The following is a 21,224-nucleotide window of genomic DNA, read 5'->3' as shown; positions in this document are numbered from 1 at the left end:
CCACATTATATGCGGCACTGAGGCAATGTCATGTCAGAACACAAAAATGGTCACACACGCAGGGATTTTCTGCTGAGAACCATCACCCTGGCGCCAGCCATGGCGGTGGGTTCCACGGCGATGGGTGCACTGGTTGCGCCAATGGCTGCCGGAGCAGCAGAACAAAGTGGCGGGCCACAAAAAGCCCGCGACTATCAGCCGACCTGGTTTACGGCTGAAGAGTTTGCCTTTATCACCGCTGCGGTGGCACGTTTGATCCCCAACGATGAACGCGGTCCTGGCGCACTGGAAGCCGGGGTACCGGAGTTTATCGATCGCCAGATGAACACCCCGTACGCCCTTGGCAGCAACTGGTACATGCAGGGGCCGTTCAATCCCGATCTGCCGAAAGAGCTGGGTTATCAGCTGCCGCTGGTGCCGCAGCAGATCTACCGCCTGGGCCTCGCCGATGCTGATAGCTGGAGCAAAAAGCAGCACGGCAAAGTGTTTGCTGAGCTGAGCGGCGAACAGCAGAATGCCCTGCTGAGCGATTTCGAAAGCGGTAAAGCGGAGTTCACCCAACTCCCGGCCAAAACCTTCTTCTCCTTCCTGTTGCAAAACACCCGCGAGGGTTACTTCAGCGATCCGATCCACGGTGGCAATCAGGGTATGGTGGGCTGGAAGTTGATTGGCTTCCCCGGCGCACGCGCTGATTACATGGATTGGGTGGAACGCGGTGAACGCTATCCGTTCCCGTCAGTGGATATTCGCGGGGAGAGGGCGTAACCGTGGCAAATGAATTGAAGAAAGTGGATGCGGTGGTAGTGGGTTTCGGCTGGGCTGGCGCCATCATGGCAAAAGAACTGACCGAAGCCGGGCTGAATGTGGTGGCGCTGGAGCGCGGTCCGCATCGTGACACCTACCCGGATGGCGCGTATCCGCAATCCATTGATGAACTGACCTACAACATCCGTAAAAAGCTGTTCCAGGATCTGTCAAAAAGCACCGTCACCATTCGTCACGACGCGTCACAGACGGCGGTGCCTTATCGTCAGCTGGCGGCGTTTCTGCCCGGCACCGGCACCGGCGGCGCGGGCCTGCACTGGTCGGGCGTACATTTCCGTGTCGATCCGGTCGAGCTGAATCTGCGCAGCCATTATGAAGCGCGTTACGGCAAAAACTTTATCCCGGAAGGCATGACGATTCAGGATTTCGGCGTCAGCTATAACGAACTGGAACCCTTCTTCGATCAGGCGGAGAAAGTCTTTGGTACCTCGGGCAGTGCCTGGACCATCAAAGGCAAGATGATCGGCAAGGAGAAAGGCGGCAACTTTTACGCGCCGGACCGCTCCAGCGATTTCCCGCTGCCCGCACAGAAGCGTACTTACTCGGCGCAGCTGTTTGCCCAGGCGGCAGAGTCGGTGGGCTATCATCCGTACGATATGCCATCGGCCAACACCTCAGGTCCGTACACCAACACCTACGGCGCACAGATGGGCCCGTGCAACTTCTGCGGCTATTGCAGCGGCTACGCCTGCTACATGTATTCCAAAGCCTCGCCTAACGTGAACATCCTGCCCGCGCTGCGTCAGGAGCCGAAGTTTGAGCTGCGTAACAACGCCTATGTGTTGCGCGTCAATCTGACCGGCGACAAAAAACGCGCCACCGGCGTGACCTATCTCGATGGTCAGGGCCGTGAAGTGGTGCAGCCTGCGGATCTGGTGATCCTGTCGGCGTTCCAGTTCCACAACGTGCATTTGATGCTGCTGTCCGGTATCGGCCAGCCGTATAACCCGATCACTAACGAAGGTGTGGTCGGTCGTAACTTCGCTTATCAGAACATCTCGACGCTGAAAGCGCTGTTCGACAAAAACACCACCACCAACCCGTTTATCGGTGCGGGTGGCGCTGGGGTAGCGGTGGATGATTTCAACGCCGACAACTTCGACCACGGTCCGTACGGTTTCGTCGGTGGCTCGCCCTTCTGGGTGAACCAGGCGGGTACCAAACCGGTTTCCGGTCTGCCGACCCCCAAAGGCACACCGAACTGGGGCAGCCAGTGGAAAGCGGCGGTAGCGGATACCTACAACCACCATATTTCGATGGATGCCCACGGTGCGCACCAGTCATACCGCGCTAACTACCTCGATCTCGATCCGAACTACAAAAATGTCTACGGCCAGCCGCTGCTGCGTATGACCTTTGACTGGCAGGACAACGACATCAAGATGGCGCAGTTCATGGTCGGCAAGATGCGCAAAATCACCGAGGCCATGAATCCGAAGATGATCATCGGCGGCGCTAAGGGACCAGGCACCCACTTCGATACCACCGTGTATCAAACCACGCATATGAGCGGCGGGGCGATCATGGGTGAAGATCCGAAAACCAGCGCAGTGAACCGTTATTTGCAGAGCTGGGATGTGCCGAACGTGTTTGTGCCGGGGGCGTCTGCGTTCCCGCAGGGTCTGGGCTACAACCCGACCGGCATGGTGGCGGCACTGACTTACTGGTCGGCGAAAGCCATCCGTGAACAGTATCTGAAGAACCCTGGTCCACTGGTGCAGGCATAAGGAAAACGGCGATGATGAAAAGCATTCTGGCCCTGGTTTTGGGCACGCTGTCGTTCGCCGCGCTGGCGGACGATCAGGCAAATGATGCCCTGGTAAAACGGGGTGAATATCTGGCGCGCGCCGGTGACTGCGTGGCCTGCCACAGCGTCAAAGGTGGGCAGCCTTTTGCCGGTGGTTTGCCGATGGCGACGCCAATTGGCACCATCTATTCCACCAACATCACCCCGGATAAAACCACCGGGATTGGTGACTACAGCTACGACGACTTCCAGAAAGCAGTGCGTCATGGCGTGGCGAAAAACGGTGACACGCTGTATCCGGCGATGCCGTATCCGTCTTACGCGGTGGTGAGCGACGAGGACATGAAGGCGCTGTACGCGTACTTTATGCACGGCGTGGCACCGGTGGCGCAGGCCAACAAAGATAGCGATATTCCGTGGCCGCTGTCGATGCGCTGGCCGCTGGCAATCTGGCGCGGCATGTTTGCGCCGGACGTGAAAGCGTTCCAGCCTGCTGCCCAGGAAGATCCGGTGCTGGCACGGGGTCGTTATCTGGTGGAAGGTCTGGGTCACTGTGGCGCCTGCCATACGCCGCGCAGTATCACCATGCAGGAGAAAGCGCTCAGCAATGATGGCGCGCATGATTACCTCTCCGGCAGCAGCGCACCGATTGATGGCTGGACCGCAAGCAACCTGCGTGGCGACAACCGTGACGGCCTGGGACGCTGGAGCGAAGACGATCTGCGCCAGTTCCTGCGCTATGGCCGTAACGATCACACCGCCGCATTCGGTGGTATGACCGATGTGGTGGAGCACAGCCTGCAACACCTGAGCGATGACGATATCACGGCAATTGCCCGTTACCTGAAGTCACTGGGGGCGAAAGACGCCAGCCAGACGGTGTTTACCCAGGATGACACGGTGGCGAAGGCGCTGTGGAAAGGTGATGACAGCCAGGCTGGCGCGTCGGTGTATGTCGATAGCTGTGCTGCCTGCCATAAAACCGACGGCAGCGGTTATCAGCGCTTCTTCCCGGCGCTGCGTGGCAACCCGGTGGTGCTGGCAGACGATCCGACGTCGCTGATCCACATCGTGCTGACTGGCGGAACGCTGCCAGGCGTGCAGGGTGCACCTACGGCGATCACCATGCCGGCATTCGGCTGGCGTCTGAATGATCAGCAGGTGGCAGATGTGGTGAACTTTATTCGCGGCAGCTGGGGCAATGGTGCTAAAGCCACGGTGACGGCGAAAGATGTCGCCTCCTTACGTAAGGATGAAACCGTGCAGGCGCATCAGGGCAACGCGGATATTAAGGTGCTGGAACAGCAGTGATAAAACAGGGGCCAGATAATGGCCCCTGTTTTTGCACCTGTAGCGGCGCAATTTATTGCGCAAAATCAGGCACTAAATATTCTCCAAATCAATGCCACGCGTCTTCGGACCGTAAATCCCCACCGACAGCATCACCATCAACATACTCAGCACGATAAAGGCAATCACCCCCTGGCTACCGGCATATTGCAGAATCAGGCCGATGAGAATGCTGCTGAACGCCGTTGACAGGCGGCTGAACGAATAACAAAAACCAACGGCGCGCGCACGAATGTGCGTCGGGAAAATCTCGGTCTGATACGCGTGGTAGCTGAAGGTCAGCCAGGCGTTGCTGTAGGTAATCAGGAAGCCACAGATAATCATCAGCACCGGGCTGGTCATAAAGGCGAACAGCGTGCCGAACACCACCGTCATCAGCGATGACAGAACGATCTGCCACTTGTTCTCGATCTTATCGGCGTAGCGGCTGCAAATCAGCGAACCCAGCGGGTAGGCCAGCGTAATGAAAAACGCGTACAGCAGGCTATGCGTCACCGTTGCACCTTTACCTGACAGCAGGGCGGGCAGCCAGTTACCAAAACCGAAGAAACCAATCGCCTGGAAGAAGTTCATCACCACCAGCATCAGGGTGCGTTTGCGATATGCCGGTGCCCAGATCTCGCTGAAGCGGCCTTTTTTCGGCAGCTGTGCGGCGGCGTCGCGGTCGGAGAAGTCTTCGCCCGGCGCGATACCGCAGCGTTTCTCCATCTCGCTCAGGACGCGATGCGCCTCCTGATGACGGCCTTGCTGCGCCAGCCAGCGTGCCGATTCCGGCAGGTTCTTACGAATAAACCAGATCACCAGCGAGCAGAGCGCACCGGCAATCACCACCCAGCGCCAGCCTTCAAGGCCGAGGATGGTTTGTGGCACCAGCCACCAGGACATCAGCGCCACAGCGGGCACTGACAGAAACTGAATAAAAAACGAGAAGGCAAAAGCGCGGCTACGCAGATGAGTCGGCACCCACTCGGAAAGATAGGTATCAATGGTTACCAGCTCGATACCGAGGCCAATTCCCACCAGAAAGCGGCACAGGATAATCATCTCGGCACTTTGCTGAAACGCCATCAGCAACGAGAACACACCGTACCACGCCAGCGCGCACATAAAGGTCAGGCGACGACCAAAACGGTCCGCATAGGGAGCCAGCAGGCTGGCACCGACAAACAAGCCAAGAAAGGTGGCGGAGGCAAAAGCGGCCTGATCGGCAATGCCGAACACGCCCGCGCTGCCGGTGTGGAACACACCCGCCGCCAGTAGCCCGGAACTGATATAGCCGGTTTCAAACAGATCGTAGAGTTCAAAAAAACCGCCCAGTGCCAGCAGCGTGATAAAACGCCACAGGCCAGCGGAAGAAGGAAGCGCGTCGATGCGCCCGGCTAAGGTACGGCGATCCGCAGCGATAATATCGCCAGCCACCCCGGTTGTGCAGGCAGTTGTCATTGTTGTATGAACCTCGGTATGACGGTGTTTGCAAAACTCACCAACGGCAGAGATTGGTTTTAAAAATAATTAACCGTTAGCAAGCGAAGGAACAGCAGAATAATCAATTACGGCGGGGATGCCGAGAGGTGAAGCGGTGAGATTTTAGCAATGTACGTTGCAATTCGCGTAAGTGTGATCGCCGTCCCTGGCGATGCGGTTAATGCAGGCTGGGATAAACCCCCGGACCGATGGGTAAACCGAGCGCGTACCAGGCAGTCAACAGCACAATCCAGGTGACAAAGAACACCACCGGATAGGGGAAGATCAGCACATAATAGGTGCCAAGTTGCGCATCTTTCTGGTATCGCTGGAGGAAACCGAGGAATAATGGCAAGAACGGCGACATCGGGGCCAGCGGCAGCACCGACGAGTCAGCGATACGGAAGATCATCTGGGCAAACGCCGGATGGAAGCCGAGCAGCATAAACATCGGCACAAATACCGGGGCGAGAATCGACCAGATGGCGGAACCGCTGGCGATAAACATGCACAGAAATGCCGAGAGGAACATCAGGCCGAGAAACGCCGGTGCGCCGCTGATGCCTGCACTCTCCAGCATATCGGTCAGACCAATCGCCATAAACTTGCCCATGTTGCTCCAGTTGAAGAAGGCCACGAACTGCGACAGCGGGAACACCATCACAATAAAGCCCGCCATACTCTTCATCGGATCAACCAGCAGCTGCGGAATGTCATCCGGGCGACGAATTTGCTTCGTCACTGCGCCATAGGCAATCGCCACCACAAAGAAGAACAGGATGATGATCGGCACAATGCCCTGAATAAACGGCGACGGGATGATGCCGCCGGTTTTCGGGTTGCGCAGCGGCGCATGTTCCGGCACCACCAGCAGCGCCATCAGCGCGATAAACACCAGCGCAGCGATGCCAGCGGCTTTCAGGCCACGGTTTTCCTGCTCGGTGAGCGGCGGCAGGCGATCCTGATGGCCGCCGTTCCAGGCGGGCAGGCGCGGCTCGATAAACTTATCGGTCAGCAGCGCACCGGCAATGGTCAGCACCACCACGGAGGTCGCCATAAAGAACCAGTTATCGATCACGCTAACGTGTACCGTGTCGCTCACCGCTTTCGCCGCTTCGGTGCTGATGCCTGACAGCAACACATCGGTAGTGACAATCAGCAGGTTAGCGGTAAACCCGGATGCCACACCGGCAATCGCCGCCAGCAGACCTGCCACCGGATGACGTCCCACGGCGAGGAAGATCAGCGCACCGAGCGGTGGCATCACCACCAGCGCCGCATCAGAGGAGATGTGGCTGAAGAAGGCGATAAACAGCACCATATAGCTGGCGTAGCGACGGCTGACGCGGGATGCCATCTTCACCATCAGCGATTGCAGCAGGCCGACTTTTTCCGCCAGACCGGCACCAATCACCAGCGCCAGAATCGATCCCAGCGGCGTGAAGCTGCTGAAGTTTTTGATGATGTTGGGCAGAATCCACTGTAACCCAGCGACGCTCAGCAGGTTATTCACCCGCACCAGCTCGCCATTGGTCGGATTCTTCACCGCCACGTCAAAACTGCTGAGAATGGCGGTGGCGACCATCAGCACCACGATCAAATATACGAACAATAAAAAAGGGTTTGGGACTTTATTCCCAACCCGCTCAATCCAGCCAAACAGCTTCCCTGGGCTGCGATTCTCCGTGGTGGCTTCCATCGGCATTTCCTCGTCTCGTTATGTTGTGTTTGCGTATAACTTTTATTTTTTATTGGCTACAGCATCCCGCGCCTGCGTGGACGCGGGTTTATTATCAGGACGTCAGCTTTGAGGGCTGCACGCCGGGTGGAATCGGACACTGATACGGTTGTTCGCTGCGCACGCGGGTAAACTCCTCGCGGCAGCGTGCCAGGGCGTCGCTATCGTTGAGCAGGGTGAGGGCGGTGGCGGCCAGCACTTTCGCCGCCAGGCACATCCCTTTATGGGCGATGGCGGTGCGGCCCTGTGCCACCAGCTGCCAGGTATGCAGCGGCGTGCCGAAGGCAAAGCAGGGGGTGAAGCACTGCGCGGTCGGCGTCACCCAGCTGACATCGCCGACATCGGTGGAGCCATACAGCAACTCACGCGTCACCGCATAAGGGGCCACTTCGTCCATCAGCACCTTATCACCCAGCGCTTCAGTCCAGGCCACGCCGGCCTCACCGCCGGTACGCGCCGCATTCAGCCGCGCATTGCGCAGATCGTCTTTGGATAGCGTAGCGCGGATCTGTGCGGCAAATGCGTGCTCCTCCGCGCTGTATTGTGGCAGGCCAAACTGGCGCAGATAACCGTCCATCACCGCTTCGAGCGCGCGATTAGGGACATAGTTGGAACAGGCTTTATCGAAACGCACCGTCATTTGCGTGTCGGTCATCAGCGCGGCACCTTTGGCGATATTGATAACCCGTTGATAAATATCCTGTGCCTGGTCGAGCTGCGGGGCGCGAATCAGATACAACACTTCGGCATCGGCCTGCACCACGTTGGGCGACACGCCGCCAGCGTTGGTCACCGCATAATGAAGGCGCGCTTCCTGCACGATATGTTCGCGCAGAAAGTTGGCCCCGGTGTTCATCAGCGTTACGGCATCGAGGGCACTGCGTCCCAGATGCGGTGAATTCGCTGCGTGTGCCGCCACCCCTTTGAAGTGGAAAGCCGCCTGGATATTGGCGAGGGTGCTGAGGTTAAACATGCCGCTAAAACCTTCCGGGTGCCAGGTGACGGCGGCATCGACATCATCAAACAACCCTTCGCGCACCATATAGGTTTTGCCGGAACCGCCTTCTTCGCCGGGACAGCCGTAAAAACGCAGCGTGCCGTGCTGTCCCTGCTGCGCCCACCAGGCTTTGATGGCAAACGCTGCCGCGAGGCCCGCAGTGCCCAGCAGGTTATGACCACAACCGTGGCCGTTACCGTTTTCCACCAGTGGCTGCGGCTCGGCGCAGGCGGCTTGCTGGCTCAGCCCGGCTAAGGCGTCAAACTCGCCGAGAATGGCGATCACCGGCTTACCGCTGCCAATGCTGGCGATAAAAGCGGTGTCGATACCACCGACGCCACGCTCAACGGCGAAACCCTCCTGCTCCAGCGCGTTGGCCAGCAGGGCGGAAGATTGTGTTTCTTCAAAACGCGTTTCTGGCACATCCCAGATGGCGTCGCTGATGGCACTAAAGCGCGCCTGATGCTGGTTAATATAATTATCGATAAAGTCGTGATGACTCATTGCTGGCCCCCGAACTGCGCCTGATTGAGCGCCAGTGTCGCCAGGGTTTGTACCGCCGTTGCCATAATCGCTTCGTCGAAATCAAACTTCGCGTTGTGATGGCCTGCTGCCAGCTCACAACCAAAAATCACATAGGATGCCTGGCCGCCGCGCTGCTGTACGCGCTCCAGCATATAGGTGGCATCTTCGGAACCGGCTGCCTGTTGTTTGGTGTCGACGACCGAGTTGAACAGGCCCAGCGCGTTGGCCTGCTGGTGGATAAACTCCACCCACGGCTGGCTTGGCGTGCAGCTGCGCGCGCCCCCCATCAGTTTTACCTCAGATTCAACGCCGTACATCGCCGCTGCCCCGGCAATCACGCGCAGCGCCTGCTGATAAATATCGTCGTTCACCTGGTTGCTGACGCCACGCGTTTCCACCTTCATCAGCGCGGTATCGGCCACCACGTTGCGTCCGGTGCCCGCCTGCAATACGCCAACGTTAACGCGCGCCACGCCACCGCTATGCTGCGGCAGATTATGCAGTGCCAGCGTTGCCTGGGCGGCCGCCAGTAACGCGTTGCGGCCCTCTTCAGGACGGCCACCGGCATGGGCACCGACACCGGTAAACTGCACATCAAGCTTGGTGGTGGCGAGGAAGCTGTCGCTGCCGCAAACGATTTCGCCGGCGGGCACGCCAGTGCCGAGGTGGATAGCAGTAAACAGATCCACATCATCAACCACGCCCGCTGCCACCATGGCTTTTGCGCCGCGCACGCCTTCTTCGGCAGGCTGGAAAATCAGTTTGATGGTGCCGCTCAGTTGATCTTTCATCGCCATCAATACTCTGGCGAGGCCGAGGCCAATGGTAGTGTGACCGTCGTGACCACAGGCGTGCATCATGCCCGCATTGCAGGAGGCAAAACCTTCGCGTTGTGGCAGATGATCCGCCGCGCTGCTTTCATTCAAATCAAGCGCGTCCATATCGACGCGAAATCCCATCACCGGACCCGGGCGACCGGTTTCCAGCGTGGCAACAATGCCGCAAAAACCGCCGGAGAAGTGGCTGAGCCACTGCGGCAATGCGCCCTGTTCCAGTGCGCGGGCTTCCTGTGCCGCCAGCACTGCGTCAGAGGGCAGTCCCATGCGTGCATCGGCATCAATCACTTCCCGGCCCAGTTTCAGCGGATAACCCAGACGATGTAGTTCCTCGGCCACCAGGGTGGCGGTTCGAAATTCCAGCCAGCCTGATTCGGCAAACTGGTGCAGGTCGCGTCGCCAGGTTTGCATCTGTGGCACCAGTGCGCTGACGTGGTCGGAAAGGGTTTTCATCGGCATATCCTTCATGTTGGTTTTTTATGCATTCTCCCGAATCTACACAATGGTATTGGCGCGCATAAGATGGGAATATCTTATGCCTGATAAACAACGGTTATCACCGGGTGACTATGTCCGCTAATTTAAAACTGCATCAACTGCGCGCCTTTGTCGATGTGGCCCGCCAGGGGAGCATCCGCGCCGCCAGCCGTCTGTCAGGGGTTTCACAGCCTGCACTGACCAAGGCGATCCAGGAACTGGAGTTATCACTCGGCGCGCGTTTATTTGAGCGGCGGCATCAGGGCGTTACCCTGACCGATATCGGTGATAACTTTTTCCGTCATGCCAGCCTGGTGCTGGAGGAGCTGCGCGTGGCGCAGGAAGATATTCAGCAGCGGCTGGGTCTGGCGGGCGGCAGGGTGAACATTGGTGTCGGCGGCAGCATTGCGCGCACCGTGATGCCGCAGGTGATTAACCATTTTCACCGTGAATATCCGCTGGTGAAAGTGCGTATCGTCGAAGGACAGCTGGTGGCGATGGTGCACGAGCTGCGCCAGGGCGCGCTGGATTTCACCATCAATACTTACGATCAAAGCCACCTCGACCAGGAGCTGACCTTCGAAAGGTTGATGGAGCGTGATTATCAGGTGGTGGTGCGTAAAGGGCATCCGATGGCCCATGCGCGCTCGCTGGCGGAATTGCAGCATTGCGACTGGACCATGCCAACGCCGCAGGGAAGTTATTATCGTCTGCTGCACGATATGTTCGGTGAGCGTGGAATGGCACCGAAAATCGTGGTCACCTGCGAAACCTTTATGGCCTGTACCAGCCTGGTGGCAAAGACCGATTTTGTCAGCATCATCTCACGCGATGTGATTGAAGATCCGACACACGGCGGCCAACTGCTGGCGCTGGAGCTGGACGATCCGCTGCCCAAAGCAACCTTCTACCTGATTCAGCGCAAGGATACCGCGCTGACGCCGATGAGCGCCTATATGGCGCAGCTGTTCCGCCGCTATTGTCAACAAAGGTAAGAGTGCGGCCCGGCTCGCGTCCTGTTTTCCTGCCACGCACTACACTTGGCATCGGGCGTTTATTGTGGAGAACAGACCATGCAAATTACCCCTTATTTGTTTTATGACGGCCGCTGCGAAGAGGCCATCGCATTTTACCTTGAAGCTACTGACGGCGAGTTGCTGTTTAAAATGACCTTTGGCGATATGCCGGAGAGCGAATCAATGGAGGGTTGCCCGTCCGGGATGACGTTTCCCCCGGAGCACATCATGCATGCGCATCTGCGTATCGGACAGGGCGAAATCATGCTAAGCGACGGGAATCGCGAGACGCATTACAGCGGGTTTGCGGTGAGCCTTTCCACCCCGGATGAAGTGCAGGGCAAACGCTGGTTCGATGCGTTGTCGGCAGGGGGGCAGGTGACAAAAAACTGGGAGCCAACGTTCTGGGCGAATGGCTTTGGCATGTTTACCGATAAGTTCGGCGTGCCCTGGATGGTCAATGCGTATAAACCGCGAATTTAAAAGCATTAACCCCGTCACGGCGCGATAAATCGCGCCGTGACGGGAAATGAACGGATTTAGAAGTTATAACCCACTACCAGGTAGTAACCCCAGCCGGTAGATTTCACTTCAAACGGACCGTTGCCGAAGTTCAGCTCCTGGCCATCCGCCCATTGCCCGCCGTTATGGAACCAACGCGCCACGGTTGAAACGTGCCAGTGGTCATAATTCAGCGACAGGATATGGCTGGAGGCAATTGAGTTGCTGGTACGTGATGTACCGGTCTCGTCGCGCAGATCAGAACCCCAGTCAAAGTTGGTGAAGCCGATGTAGCTCAGCTTACCGCCCCACAGGTCGGTAATCGGCACAAAGTATTTCACTTTGAAGCGATAGCCATCCCAGCTGTTTTCGTTCGCTGCACCATAGTTCTGCCACTGATATTTGGCGTACACGTTCAGCGACAGACCAACGTCAGAGTGGGTATCGATATCGGTACCCAGACCCATATACCAGGTGTTCTGACGCTGTGACGCGTTACGACCCATGTCATAGATGTAGTTGTTGGCGAAGTACCACTCTTTAAACGGACCAAAAGCCAGGCTGGTGCCGGTCAGTTTATCGATAGAGAAACGTGGCTCAATTTCCATGAACATCGGCGAACCGTGGTCGAAAATGCCGTTGGCATTGCTGTTGCCCAGACCGAAGAAGTTGGTCAGGTCAAGGTAGCCGTAGAAATCAAACCAGTCCTTTTTCGCAAAGGCTTCGTATTCCAGATACACGTCATTATTAAACTGTGGTCCGAAACGGGTGTGGTAACTGCCCACTACGTTAACGCTCTGATGCCACCAATCTGAAAGGTATTGCGGGTTGCTGTCTGCCGCTTGTGTCGCGCCGGTCCAGCTGCTGGCCAGTAAGGCCCCTGCTATCAATGCTTTATATTTCATTATTGTTAACCACATGCTCGTGATCGCGATAAAAGTGCGCGATCGGTGTCAGTCGATCCCAGGGGTGGGCGGTAAATTGTTTAAGCCGGTCTGAGCCGCCGGTTTCTAAAGCTCGCGTAGGGTGCCTGTATCAGTCGGATAGAAAATAGATTTTGATCACGTTTGTCAAAAAGTGTTGCAATTCCATTCACCAATAATGTGAGTTATGTCACATTATTGTCATGAAACGAACGGAACCCCGCAACCGTTTACGTTGTCGCGAAGTATCGTGAAAGGCTGATGGGGGATCGGATGTAGCGGCGCGATTTATCGCGCATCTTTTTGCCAGGATGGGCACGGTAACAAAAAAACAGCGCGATAAATCGCGCCGTTACGGGAAGGCGAGGGGGGTTACGGTAAGGTCACACGCACCTGCAAGCCGCAGATCTTGCCCTGCGGATTCAGGCAGTTTGACAGCGCCACCTGCATACGATGCTTTTGCGCCACGCTGCGCACAATCGACAGACCCAGGCCGCTGCCCTGTGCCTGCACATCGGGCGAGCGGGTGAAGCGGTCAAACGCGCGTTCGATAAAGGCTTCCGGCATACCGGGACCGTTATCGACGATATCCACCACGGTATGGTTGCCGACGCGATGCAGCAACACATCCACCAGGCTACCTTCGGGGGTGTGCAGCATGGCATTGCCGATCAGGTTATCGAACAGGCTACGTAAATCGGAGCGACTGGCCTGTATACGATAATGCGCGGTGCCGTTAAAGCCGATATCAATACCCCGCTTATCCGCCACCACCATTAGCTGTTCGATGCTCTCTTTCAGCAGGTCTTCCAGCTCAATATTCTCGATCGTCACCACCACCGACTGATCTTCCTGGCGGGAGATATTCAGCAGCTGCGTCACCAGATGGCGCGTGCGCGTGACGCCCGCTTCCAGTTGATCAAACTGGCGGCTGGCCTCACCCGGCTGGATATGCTGACGCAGGTTTTCCAGTTGCAGCGTCACCGCTGTCACCGGGGTGCGCAGCTCATGGGCGGCATCTTCAAGGAACTGGCGCTGTGACGACCAGGCAGCACGCAGTTTATCGAGCAGAGAATTATAGGCATCGACCAGCGGCAGGATCTCGTCTGGCAGGCCATCCGGCGGTACGCTGTCGGGATGCAGCATCTCCTGTGCGGCAATCTGACGGGATGCCACGCGTAAATCACGCGTAATGGTGCGTACCACTAGCCAGATCACCAGCAGGGAGAGCGGCATCATTAAAATCAGTGGGATGATGGCCGACATGGCGCGCTTCACCATCACGCTTTTCATATAGCCGATGTTGTAGAGCACCTGAATGTTGGCGATATCGCTGCCCGGTTCGCCAGGACGATTAAACACCCGCCAGTTGCAATCCTCACAATCGCCGATTTTTACATCATTCCAGCCCTTTTTATTTTGCAACGGCGCGCGCAGCTCCGGCCATGAACTGGCACGCAGCTCGTTATTGGCATCCCACAGTTGCACCACATAGGCGCTTTTGAGTTTGTCGGCGTTGAGCATCAGTGGCATCAGCGCCGGAATGCGTTTGCTGCTGGCCCAGGCATCGGCAATTTTCGCCAGCTGATCGTCTTTCATCGTACCGATCATGTCGCCGTAGCAGCTGTAAAAATAAGAGGTCACGCCGCCGATCATCGCTAAATGCATCAGCAGCAGGGTGGTGAGCAGTTTATTACGCAGCGAGCGCATAAAAGTGAAGGGTTTCATATTGCAGGAACTCGCCAGCCAAGACCGCGCACGTTGCGAATTACTTCGTTATCCAGCTTACGACGCATGCCGTGAATCAATACATCAACGGCATTACTGGTAACTTCTTCACCCCAGCCGTAGATGCGGTTTTCCAGTTGTTCGCGCGACAGAATCGCCCCCGGGCGCTCCAGCAACGCATAGAGCAGGGCATATTCACGAGCGGTAAGTTGCTCACGCTGGCCTTTGTACAGCACTTCACGCGTCATCATATCGAGCTGCACGTCGCCACTGCCTAACAGGGAATCCGCCGCACCGTGGCGGCGTCGGGTAATCGCTCGCATTCGCGCCAGCACCTCTTGCAGATCAAAGGGTTTCAACAGGTAATCATCGGCACCACTGTCGAGGCCCTGGATGCGTTGCGCGACGGTATCGCGTGCGGTCAGCACCAGCACCGGCGTCATATCACCGCGCGTGCGTGCGCGACGCAGCACATGGATACCATCTTCGCGTGGTAAACCGAGATCCAGCAGTACGCAGCTGTAGCCGCCTTCGGCCCAGGCGTTGCTGGCAAAGACGCCATCGCGCACCCAATCCACCGACCAGCCAGCCGCCTCCAGCGCCTGCTGCAGGTTAGCGCCAATCATTTCATCATCTTCAACCAGCAGCACGCGCATGGTATGAGGTCCTCTAAAATCAATACAAACAGTGTAGCGCTGCAAAATTAGCGCAGAATTACACCCGTTTTCCCCCTTGCTAATTCTGCGCTAATTTTCTGCTAATTAAGGGATAAATTTAACGCGCTAAAGTGGCTTCACTGGACATCACGTCGTATCTGGAGGAGCCATGAATCAGAGTCAATTTATCCGCAGTTTGCTGGACTGGATAGAAGACAACTTAGGACACGATTTACATCTGGATGAAGTAGCACGCCGTTCGGGTTATTCCCGCTGGCACCTGCAACGTCTGTTTCGTCAGCACACCGGATTTTCACTGGCCGAGTACATTCGCCAGCGCCGGTTGACGGAGTCGGCGCTGACGCTGCTTAACAGTGATGAGGCGATCCTGCAGGTGGCGATGAGCTACGGCTTTGACACCCAGCAGGCGTATACCCGCACCTTTAAAAACTACTTCCGCGTGACACCGGGCCAGCTGCGTCGTCAGCGCCGCGTGGAACCGGATCGTCTGCTGTTTCCGCTGGCGGTGGCCAGTTGAGTCGCTAGCCTGATTTCCCGTTGTTACGTCGTCGCGGGAAATCAGGTGCTATTGTGCACCAATCCTTTTAAGCTGCTGTTTTCCCCTCCTCTGTCGGTTATGGACAATGGACAACAGCGACAATCTCACTGCCATGATGCTGTTTGCGCGCGTGGTGGAACGGCAAAGTTTCAGCGAAGCTGCCCGCACTCTCGGCGTTTCAAAATCCTATGTCAGCCGCGAAATCGCCCGGCTGGAAATCCGCCTCGGGATCAAATTGTTGCAGCGCACCACGCGTAAGGTGGCGCTGACGGAACTGGGGCAGGCGTACTACCCGTTTTGTACCCGCTTACTCGACGAGATGCATCGTGCTGATGCTTTTGTGCAGCAGGTCCACCAGCTGCCCGCCGGTAATGTGCGTTTACAGGCCCCGGTGACGTTCGGTTGCCAATGCGTGGTGCCAACGCTGAATCACTTTATCCGCCGTCATATTCATATTAACGTCGACCTGGAACTGACGGACCGCATCAACGAGGACCCGCAAAGCAGCGCCGATGTGGCGATTGTGATCCGTCAGCGTGCCCCGGAAGTGCCTGACTATCGTGAGTTGAATACCATCGACTGGGGATTGTATGCGGCACCGGATTACCTGGCGGTGCATCCACCTATCGACCATCCCGAACGCTTAACTCGCCATGATCTGCTGTTGTTTCACGGCCCGGCCCATACGGCAGCTCTGCCGTTCCGGCGCGATAAACAGCGTCTGGCGCTGGATGTGCGCAGCCGTTTTCGCGCCAATAACAGTATGGCGTTGTTGAATGCGGCGCTGGCCGGAACCGGTATCGCCTACCTGCCCGCCTATATGACCCAGGAGTCGCTGGCGCGGGGTGAGATTGTGCAAGTGCTGCCGGAGTGGCAGATGGATCGCCTGCACAGTTACCTGCTGCTAAAAAACCAGCCCGAGCCGTCTTCGCCCGTCACCCTGTTGTGCGATGCGTTAATCACCGCATTAGGCGATGGCTGATTGTTGCCTTTTGGCAACAATAGCAACCTGCGTGGCAAATATTCCCGCCTGTCTGTTATCGATGCTGAACCGCTGTTAGCCTGAGTATCAGTTCAAAACAGGGATATCATCATGCAGCAACCTCCAACGGCGTTAGCGCCTGAGCAGCAACACTGGAAGCGCAATCTGTTCGTTTGCGTACTCGGCTCCTTCAGCACCATTGTGGCGATGACGCTGCTGCTGCCGTTTCTGCCATTATATGTGCAGCAGCTCGGTGTGCAGGAACCGGCAGCGATTGCGCGCTGGTCGGGAGTGGCTTACGGCGCAACCTTTTTCAGCGCCGCGCTCACCGCGCCGCTGTGGGGCAAACTGGCGGATCGCTATGGTCGCAAGCTGATGCTGATCCGCGCCAGCCTCGGGATGGCGATTGCCATGTCGCTGATTGGCATGGCAACCGCACCCTGGCAACTGGTGGCGCTGCGTTTGCTGGCAGGGCTGTTGGGAGGCTATGCCTCGGGATCGACCATTCTGGTGGCAGCGCAAACACCAAAAGAGCAGACCGGCTGGGCGCTCGGCGTGCTGTCTTCCGGCATTATGGCAGGCAATGTGGTGGGGCCGTTGCTGGGCGGAGTGCTGCCGCCATTGATTGGTATTCGTCACACCTTCTGGCTGACCGGCGCGGTGATTTTTCTCGCTTTCCTTGCCACCACCTTTTTACTGAAAGAAGCACCTCGTCAGGCTAAAAAGGCCGCGCAAAGCAGCAGTATCGAGGAGAAACCGGTAAATCTGCCGGTGGTACGGTTGATGTGGTTGTCGGGGATGTTGCTGATTTTCGCCAATATGTCGATTGAACCGATTATCACGCTGTATGTCGGGCAGTTTGTCACTGGCGATCATGCGATTACCGTCACGGCGGGCCTGGTGATGGCGGCGGCGGCTCTGGGCAGCATTCTTTCTGCTCCACGCCTTGGACGGCTGGCGGATCGCATCGGTCATGGCCGGGTACTGGTGTATGGCCTGATTGCCTGTGCGTTGCTGCTGATTCCGCAGGCCTTTATCACCGCGGCCTGGCAATTGGTTGTGTTGCGTTTCCTGATGGGGATGGCGCTGGGTGGGTTGATGCCGTGCGTGACTGCCCTGATTCGCCACAATGTCCCGCAGGCCCAGGTAGGGAAAATGCTGGGATATTCGACTTCAGCGCAGTATGTCGGTCAGGTGAGTGGGCCGTTATTTGGCGGTTTTGTCGGCGGGGCTTTTGGTATGCGCCCGGTGTTTTTGGCGACCTGCGTGATTATGGCGTTGTGCGCCTTATTAAATGCGCGGGTGTTGCGTAAGCCCTAATCCAAAAACATGCGTGATTTATCGCGCGGTTTTTGAAAAAAAAGGCGGACCGAAGTCCGCCTGATTTACTTATAGCTATTTCTCATCCGGCAGTGCATAGGCAATAACATAGTCGCCCAGCTTGGTACCAAACGAACCGTGACCACCTGCAGCGATAACAACGTACTGCTTGCCATCCACTTCATAGGTCATCGGCGTTGCCTGGCCGCCAGCTGGCAGACGTGCCTGCCACAGCATTTCACCGGTATTGGTGCTGAAGGCACGCAGGTAGTTATCTGCGGTGGCACCGATGAAGAACACGTTACCGGCTGTGGTGATCGGACCGCCGAGCATCGGCATACCCATCTTGAACGGCAGCGGAACCGGTGCGCTATCGCGAACCGTACCAATGCGTTTTTTCCACACGGTTTCGTTGGTTTTCAGGTCAACAGCTGAGACATAGCCCCATGCCGGTTGTTTACACGGCAGACCAAACGGTGACAGGAACGCGTTCAGTTCCACGCCATACGGCACGCCGTACTGTGGCTGAACACCGCTTTCGGTACCCGAACCGCCTTCCGCACCTTTCGGTGGCTCGATCGGGTTGCCCGGACCGCGCGGAATCAGTTTGGAAACGAACGGCAGGGCCATCGGGTTAGCGATAGCGATCTGACGATGCGGATCGACCGCAATGCCACCCCATTCGAACATACCGAGGTTACCCGGGAACACCAGCGTACCCTGCTCAGACGGCGGCGTGAACGGACCGTCATAGCGCAGGCGCTTGAAGATCACGCGGCACACCAGCTGGTCGTACATGGTCGCGCCCCACATATCCTTATCAGTCAGATTCTGCTTCGGACGGAAGGTCAGTTCTGAGTAAGGCTGGGTCGGTGATACGTGGTCACCTTTAGCAGCACCCTGCGGAACCGGAGTTTCCGGGGCTGGCACGACAGGTTTACCGGTGCGGCGATCCAGTACAAAGATGTTACCGGTTTTCGCCGGAGCATAAATCACCGGTACGGTGTTGCCATCTTTGTCAGTGATATCGGCCAGCGTCGGCTGAGACGGCAGGTCCATATCCCACAGATCGTGATGCACAGTCTGATACGACCACACCAGCTTACCGGTGGTGGCGTTCAGCGCCAGTACGCTGCTCGCATAGCGCTCCTGGTCTGGCGTACGGTTGCCACCCCAGATATCCGGAGTTGACACGCCCATCGGCAGGTAAACGATATCCAGTTTCGGATCGTACACCGCCGGTGCCCAGGAGTTCGGCGAGTTCATGGTAAAGGTGTGTTCATCGTCAGGAATCGCGTTAGGATCTTTCGCGCCCGGATCGAAGACCCACAGCAGTTTACCGGTGTTGACGTCAAAGCCACGAATGGCTCCTGACGGCTCACGGGTGGAGTAGTTATCCGTCACCGCACCGGCAATAATGATGGTGGTATCGGTGATGATCGGTGGTGAAGTCGGCTCATATTGGCCCGGCGTCAGCACTGGCTGTTTGTGTTGCAGATCCAGCTCGCCGTTGTTGCCAAAAGAGGCACAACGCTCGCCAGTTTCTGCATCCAGCGCGAACAGACGACCGTCGTTTACCGGCAGGTAAATACGGCGTGAGCACAGCGCAGGCTGGGTGTTGGACGCATCAGCAGCGGCCGGAACTTCGTGGTAAGACACGCCACGGCAGGTTACGTGCTGGAAAGTCGGGTTAGGCTTAAGGCCCGGATCGAATTTCCACTTCTGCTTACCGGTTTTCGCATCCAGTGCAAACAGGATTTGATGCGGTGAGCAGAGATACAGTGTGTCGCGGATTTTAATCGGGGTCACTTCATCAGTGATTTCACCCGGATCGTTCGGGGTCTTCAGGTCGCCAGTCTGGAACTGCCAGGCTACCTGCAGATTTTTCACGTTATCCGCATCGATTTGCTTAAGCGGTGAGAAGCGGGTGCCTTGCTGATCACGCGCATACGCTGGCCAGTCGCCATCGGCGATGTTGCTCAGCGGCTGTGCCTGAGGTGCGTTGGCCGCCGCGTCCGGCAGGGTGCCATTCAGCTCCTGCGGATCGTGGAAGACGGCCCACGCCAGCACCAGGGCGCTGGCGATCAGGGCAATACCCATCGCGCTCAGTGCACCTTTACTGGCGTTGTTGAGTTTGCGATAGACAAACGGCAACACCAGCCAGATACCAAAAATCACCAGTACGTCGGTACGCGGTGCCAGCGCCCAGAAGTCGAAACCGACTTCCCACACGCCCCACACCAGCGTGGCCAGCAGCAGCAGGGCATACAACACCAATGCTGAACTGCTACGACGCCACAACAAAATAGCGGTGATTAACATAACCACACCGCCAATTACGTAGTACCAGGAACCTCCAATGGCGGCTAACCAAATGCCACCAACCAGCATAAACGCCCCTGTCAGCAGTGCGAACAGCACTGTCAGGAAGCGAATTACGCCAAAAGATGAGGAAGCTTTCCCCATAATATTGACCTCTTTTTTCGCCATAAATCTAAAAGGAAACAACGCGTTGCGTAGTTTCCCCATATAAGGTACGAGGTGATGAAAATGTTTGCTGCTGAACTCTTCCGTTAAGTCAGATGATCCTTGTGCGTTAAATTTTATCTTAAAAACGTTAACAGGTTTGACTTTTTTAGTGCTTTAAAGCACTGGAATGGTAGTAGTGCGACATTTTATGAGGAGATTCTGAGAATAGGCCCGGGGATATCGGGCCATAAGGGGAAAGCGCGATATTTTGTGTAACCGTTTACACTTCGAATAAATTGCTGCTGGTTCGCTGTTCCTGCCAGCCGCTGATATGCAATCGAGTATAGCTTTCTTCAGGCAAAACCAGACGTGAAGAACGTAATATCACCTCTGCTTCTCTTTCGCGGAACGAAGAGAGCATAAATGGAAAGCTGAACTTGAGATAATTTTCGCTGAAAAACTCGTCAGTCAGAACAATGCCGCTTAAGGGAAAGTTCTCAATATTTTGCCAGCGCGTACCGGGCGATGCCACGTCATAGAGCCAGAAGCGGAAATCCGACGCTCGTGACTGCAACTCAGGCCCGGCCTGTTGTAACGCATCATAGTTGATGGCCAGCCGGACATTGTCGGATTGCAAAAAGGAATAATTATCCGTTTCCTGTAAAAACTGCGTAAGCATATTTCCCTGTAAAGGGATAATTATTAATTCTGGCATAGTCGGCAGATGGTTTTGCAAAGTAATTATGTTGCGTTCATTAAGTAATGTATGGCTACTTTGCTCACAATGCATAAAGGGTGCTGAATAACAGATACCCGTCAGCGCGCCATCAAAGCGGCGAATACGCTCGGTAACATAAGGGTTATATGCGTTATTTTTCATTTATCTCTATGAATAAATTAATTATCTGGAAGGATAGAGTTATTATAATGATGGTCGATCTACTGCCATAATCCGTTTGCTAATATAAAACGTTTCCTTTGCAAAGATCATCTTTTTTATCTGTTTCTGCTAAAGAGATATTAGGCAGTATTACCGCAGTAATTAACGCTTTATTGTAACGTTCTGGAAGTCGCGCTATTTTCAACATAAAAAAATAAGCCTGCTAATATT

Annotated in this window: 17 protein-coding genes; 8 read left to right on the top strand and 9 right to left on the bottom strand. The window is 56.3% G+C overall.

Going from position 1 to position 21,224, the window contains the following annotated elements; translation table 11 throughout:
• Positions 1 to 30 precede the first annotated feature (30 nt).
• From PW844_RS26335 to PW844_RS26325, 3 genes are read left to right on the top strand one after another with little or no spacing between them, the layout of a single operon-like run.
• On the top strand, positions 31 to 765 hold the full coding sequence (locus PW844_RS26335) for a gluconate 2-dehydrogenase subunit 3 family protein (RefSeq protein ID WP_299458171.1): 735 nt from the start codon (positions 31 to 33) through the stop codon (positions 763 to 765).
• Positions 766 to 767: 2 nt separating this feature from the next.
• Positions 768 to 2,552: a GMC family oxidoreductase gene (locus PW844_RS26330; protein ID WP_299458169.1), complete on the top strand. Its 1,785-nt coding sequence runs from the start codon at positions 768 to 770 to the stop codon at positions 2,550 to 2,552.
• Positions 2,553 to 2,563: 11 nt separating this feature from the next.
• Entirely contained in the window at positions 2,564 to 3,883 is a 1,320-nt protein-coding gene (locus PW844_RS26325) for a cytochrome c (protein WP_299458167.1), read from the top strand.
• Positions 3,884 to 3,955: 72 nt separating this feature from the next.
• Here PW844_RS26325 and PW844_RS26320 read toward each other — a convergent pair whose 3' ends face one another.
• The 4 genes from PW844_RS26320 to PW844_RS26305 form a co-directional block, all read right to left on the bottom strand.
• Positions 3,956 to 5,365, bottom strand: a complete 1,410-nt coding sequence (locus PW844_RS26320; RefSeq protein WP_299458165.1) for an MFS transporter — start codon at positions 5,363 to 5,365, stop codon at positions 3,956 to 3,958.
• A 199-nt stretch (positions 5,366 to 5,564) separates the two neighbouring features.
• Entirely contained in the window at positions 5,565 to 7,085 is a 1,521-nt protein-coding gene (gene abgT, locus PW844_RS26315) for a p-aminobenzoyl-glutamate transporter (RefSeq protein ID WP_299458162.1), read from the bottom strand.
• A gap of 94 nt (positions 7,086 to 7,179) precedes the next feature.
• Positions 7,180 to 8,625, bottom strand: a complete 1,446-nt coding sequence (locus PW844_RS26310) for a M20 family metallopeptidase (RefSeq protein WP_299458160.1) — start codon at positions 8,623 to 8,625, stop codon at positions 7,180 to 7,182.
• On the bottom strand, positions 8,622 to 9,935 hold the full coding sequence (locus tag PW844_RS26305) for an amidohydrolase (protein ID WP_299458158.1): 1,314 nt from the start codon (positions 9,933 to 9,935) through the stop codon (positions 8,622 to 8,624). Before PW844_RS26305 ends, PW844_RS26310 begins: the two co-directional genes overlap by 4 nt.
• Positions 9,936 to 10,051: 116 nt before the next feature.
• Between PW844_RS26305 and PW844_RS26300 the strand changes: the two genes are divergently transcribed.
• Together PW844_RS26300 and yjdN are read left to right on the top strand one after the other, a co-directional pair.
• Complete coding sequence (locus tag PW844_RS26300) at positions 10,052 to 10,954, top strand: LysR family transcriptional regulator (RefSeq protein WP_299458156.1); 903 nt, start codon at positions 10,052 to 10,054, stop codon at positions 10,952 to 10,954.
• 78 nt (positions 10,955 to 11,032) lie between these two features.
• Positions 11,033 to 11,458, top strand: coding sequence for a VOC family metalloprotein YjdN (gene yjdN / locus PW844_RS26295; protein ID WP_084871886.1), 426 nt, complete (start codon positions 11,033 to 11,035; stop codon positions 11,456 to 11,458).
• A 56-nt stretch (positions 11,459 to 11,514) separates the two neighbouring features.
• On the opposite strand, the gene PW844_RS26290 is transcribed toward yjdN, so the two are convergent.
• The 3 genes from PW844_RS26290 to PW844_RS26280 all read right to left on the bottom strand — a co-directional run bounded on the left by PW844_RS26290 (position 11,515) and on the right by PW844_RS26280 (position 14,783).
• Positions 11,515 to 12,381 carry a nucleoside-specific channel-forming protein Tsx gene (locus tag PW844_RS26290; protein ID WP_084871887.1) on the bottom strand — a complete coding sequence of 289 codons (867 nt, stop codon included), beginning with the start codon at positions 12,379 to 12,381 and terminating at the stop codon, positions 11,515 to 11,517.
• 390 nt (positions 12,382 to 12,771) lie between these two features.
• Positions 12,772 to 14,127 carry an ATP-binding protein gene (locus PW844_RS26285; protein WP_299458150.1) on the bottom strand — a complete coding sequence of 452 codons (1,356 nt, stop codon included), beginning with the start codon at positions 14,125 to 14,127 and terminating at the stop codon, positions 12,772 to 12,774.
• Positions 14,124 to 14,783 (bottom strand): response regulator, encoded by a 660-nt coding sequence (locus PW844_RS26280; RefSeq protein WP_084871889.1) that lies wholly within the window; start codon positions 14,781 to 14,783, stop codon positions 14,124 to 14,126. The genes PW844_RS26285 and PW844_RS26280 overlap by 4 nt, the downstream gene beginning before the upstream one ends.
• A 169-nt stretch (positions 14,784 to 14,952) precedes the next feature.
• Between PW844_RS26280 and PW844_RS26275 the strand changes: the two genes are divergently transcribed.
• From PW844_RS26275 to PW844_RS26265, 3 genes are all read left to right on the top strand, one after another.
• Positions 14,953 to 15,321, top strand: a complete 369-nt coding sequence (locus tag PW844_RS26275; RefSeq protein ID WP_013507554.1) for a helix-turn-helix domain-containing protein — start codon at positions 14,953 to 14,955, stop codon at positions 15,319 to 15,321.
• Positions 15,322 to 15,427: 106 nt separating this feature from the next.
• Positions 15,428 to 16,324: a LysR family transcriptional regulator gene (locus tag PW844_RS26270; protein ID WP_299458136.1), complete on the top strand. Its 897-nt coding sequence runs from the start codon at positions 15,428 to 15,430 to the stop codon at positions 16,322 to 16,324.
• Positions 16,325 to 16,435: 111 nt separating this feature from the next.
• Positions 16,436 to 17,644, top strand: coding sequence for an MFS transporter (locus tag PW844_RS26265; RefSeq protein WP_299458133.1), 1,209 nt, complete (start codon positions 16,436 to 16,438; stop codon positions 17,642 to 17,644).
• A 75-nt stretch (positions 17,645 to 17,719) separates the two neighbouring features.
• Here PW844_RS26265 and PW844_RS26260 read toward each other — a convergent pair whose 3' ends face one another.
• Both PW844_RS26260 and PW844_RS26255 read right to left on the bottom strand, forming a co-directional pair.
• A complete protein-coding gene (locus PW844_RS26260) occupies positions 17,720 to 20,110 on the bottom strand; it encodes a glucose/quinate/shikimate family membrane-bound PQQ-dependent dehydrogenase (RefSeq protein WP_299458130.1) in 2,391 nt (796 codons plus the stop codon).
• Between the two features lie 283 nt (positions 20,111 to 20,393).
• Positions 20,394 to 20,993: a hypothetical protein gene (locus PW844_RS26255; RefSeq protein ID WP_299458127.1), complete on the bottom strand. Its 600-nt coding sequence runs from the start codon at positions 20,991 to 20,993 to the stop codon at positions 20,394 to 20,396.
• Between the last annotated feature and the right edge of the window lie 231 nt (positions 20,994 to 21,224).

The sequence above is a fragment of the Pantoea sp. genome (assembly GCF_028283705.1).
Lineage (GTDB): Bacteria > Pseudomonadota > Gammaproteobacteria > Enterobacterales > Enterobacteriaceae > Pantoea.
Note: the sequence above shows the minus strand (reverse complement) of the source record. Positions and strands in the feature narration are given on the sequence as shown.